Here is a 2,943-nt window from a genome sequence, read left to right as displayed (position 1 = left end):
CTCTGGGCGGTAAATTACCGCCCAGAGGGCGGCGTTACGTAAGTCCTGCGCTGATTAATTTCTCATGTTATAAGTTCACAACCAAAAAGATAAAATATGGCTTCTTCTAATCCCTCTGATTCCAAAGAAACCCGACGCGCAAGCGGCCCCCGCGAGGATCGCAGACACACACCAAAAGTAAATACAAAGGGGCTTTACCAAAGAGCTTTTAAAGATGCTTTCGCGAAGTTAAACCCGCGAATCCTGCTCAAAAACCCTGTAATGTTTATTGTTTGGGTTGGTACAATTGTGACTGCATTACTAACAGTCGATCCGACTTTATTTGGCAGAGTACCTGGTGAAAATCAGCGATTATTCAATGCTTTAGTAACAGCAATTCTGTTCTTTACTGTTTTATTTGCTAATTTTGCCGAAGCTGTGGCCGAAGGACGGGGGAAGGCGCAAGCAGACGCGCTGCGATCGACTAAATCAGAAACAACTGCCCGCAAAATCTTGCCTGATGGCACAATTCAGGAGGTAAGTTCTACTTCTTTGAGACGCGGCGACACCATCAAAGCGATTTCAGGCGATATTATTCCCGCTGATGCAGAGGTGATCGCAGGGATGGCCTCTGTGGACGAATCTGCGATCACTGGGGAATCCGCGCCGGTGCTCAAGGAACCGGGTTCAGATGTCGCGAGTTCCGTTACTGGCGGTACTCGCATCATTTCTGACGAGCTCACGCTGCGGGTGAGTGCCGATCCTGGGAAAGGATTTCTCGATCGCATGATCGCGCTGGTGGAGGGTGCGGAAAGGACAAAAACGCCGAATGAAATTGCCCTAACGGTGTTGCTGGCGGTGTTAACACAGGTATTTTTGATTGTGGTGGTGACGATTCCGCCTGTGGGAAATTACGTAAAAACGCCTGTGGGGGTGGTGACGCTGATTTCGCTGTTGGTGGCGCTGATTCCAACAACGATCGGGGGATTACTCAGTGCGATCGGCATTGCGGGGATGGATCGGGTGGCTCAGTTTAACGTTGTAGCGACCTCTGGGCGGGCAGTGGAGGCTTGCGGCGACGTGAGTACGCTGATTTTGGATAAAACGGGGACAATCACGCTAGGAAACCGTTTAGCGGAGGAGTTTATCCCGGTGAATGATCACTCCTTGGGGGAGGTGGCGACGATCGCGATCGCGGCCAGTATATTTGACGAAACACCGGAAGGGAAATCTATCGTGCGCTTGGCAGAAAAACAGGGCGCTAGCGTTGATTTTGAGAGATCTGAGGCTCAAGGAATTGATTTTTCGGCGAAAACGCGGATGAGTGGCACGGATCTGCCCGATCGCCGCGAGGTTCGCAAGGGTGCGGTAGATGCGATTAAGGGGTTTGTGCGATCGCGCGGCGGCAATTTGCCACCAGATTTAGATACCGCTTACGAACGAGTTTCGCGGTTGGGAGGCACGCCTTTAGCTGTTTGTCAAGATAACGATGTCTACGGCATTATCTATCTGAAAGACATTATTAAACCAGGGATTCGCGATCGCTTTGACCAATTGCGGCGGATGGGAGTTCGCACCATTATGTTAACAGGTGATAACCGCATTACTGCTTCAGTAATTGCGGAAGAAGCAGGGGTCGATGACTTTATTGCAGAAGCCACGCCAGAGGATAAAATTGAGGTAATTCGCCAGCAACAAGCTGAGGGTAAATTAGTAGCAATGACGGGAGATGGTACTAACGATGCACCTGCATTAGCCCAGGCAAATGTGGGCGTAGCAATGAATTCTGGAACTCAGGCGGCGAAGGAAGCAGCGAATATGGTTGATTTGGATTCTGACCCAACAAAATTGATCGATTTAGTGACAATTGGTAAGCAGTTGTTAATTACTCGCGGCGCACTAACTACATTTTCTCTAGCAAATGACATTGCTAAATATTTTGCAATTATTCCAGCAATGTTTGCACCTGTTAGCGCTTTAAATGTGATGGGTTTGGCGAGTGGACAGTCTGCGGTTTTGTCGGCATTAATTTACAATGCTTTGATTATTCCAGCTTTGATTCCTTTGGCTTTAACTGGGGTGAAGTTCCGGCCATTGAGTGCCAATCAGTTGTTACAACGCAATATTTTGATTTACGGATTAGGAGGTGTGATTGCGCCATTTATTGGCATCAAAATTTTTGATGTTTTGATTGTGGCTATTGGGTTAGCCTAATCAAGTTGGCAACAGGTAATGTACAATATTTAACAGATGTCCACTGACCACTTAGCCATTAGGAATTACCTATGAATCCTCTAGTTTTGGAAAAACCAATCGGTGAGAGTACCCAGCTCATCACGCTCTATGATATTAGTTGGGAGAAATTTGAAGCCATAGAAGCAACATTGGATGGTATCCCAGGCGTGCGCTTAGTCTACCTTGACGGAACTTTAGATATTATGACTCCACTTTCTGAGGAACATGAAGATGGTAAGAGCACTATTGGGTGGTTACTCGAACTTTATTTTATCGAAAAAGGTATCCGCGCTTATGCTCGTGGTAGCAAAACTATTGGCAATATCGGATTAGGAGGGAGAAAAGAACCTGATGAGTCTTATAATTTGCAGACTAAGAAAGACATCCCTGACTTAGTAATAGAAGTAGTCGTTACCAGTGGCGGGGTAAATGTGCTAGAAATTTACAGGCGAATCCAAGTTCCTGAAGTGTGGTTTTGGCGAAGAGGTCAGCTTTCTATCTATTGTTTACGAGAGCAGCAATATGAACAATTGGAACACAGCGAATTACTGCCAGAGTTGGATTTAGGTTTGTTAGTTCGCTGTGCAAATATGCCGGATCAATATGATGCAATAGTTGAGTTTCGCAATGCAATTCGCCAGCCACAAACTTGAAGATTGCTTACGCAAAAATATCCGTAACGCCGCCATCTTGGCGGTGACTTTACCGCCAAGATGGCGGCGTTATATA

The 2,943-nt window shown here is 46.8% G+C and carries 2 protein-coding genes; both read left to right on the top strand.

The features are described 5' to 3' along the window. The first annotated feature begins 96 nt into the window (after positions 1-96). Positions 97-2,193 carry a potassium-transporting ATPase subunit KdpB gene (kdpB, locus tag PY364_RS14325; protein ID WP_275523446.1) on the top strand — a complete coding sequence of 699 codons (2,097 nt, stop codon included), beginning with the start codon at positions 97-99 and terminating at the stop codon, positions 2,191-2,193. 71 nt (positions 2,194-2,264) lie between these two features. Further along, a complete protein-coding gene (locus PY364_RS14320) occupies positions 2,265-2,867 on the top strand; it encodes a Uma2 family endonuclease (RefSeq protein ID WP_275523444.1) in 603 nt (200 codons plus the stop codon). Positions 2,868-2,943 lie beyond the last annotated feature (76 nt).

Source organism: Kamptonema sp. UHCC 0994, assembly GCF_029167235.1.
In the GTDB taxonomy this organism is placed as follows: Bacteria; Cyanobacteriota; Cyanobacteriia; order Cyanobacteriales; family Microcoleaceae; genus Kamptonema.
The sequence above is the reverse complement of the archived record's forward strand: the minus strand, read 5'-3'. Positions and strand labels throughout refer to the sequence as shown.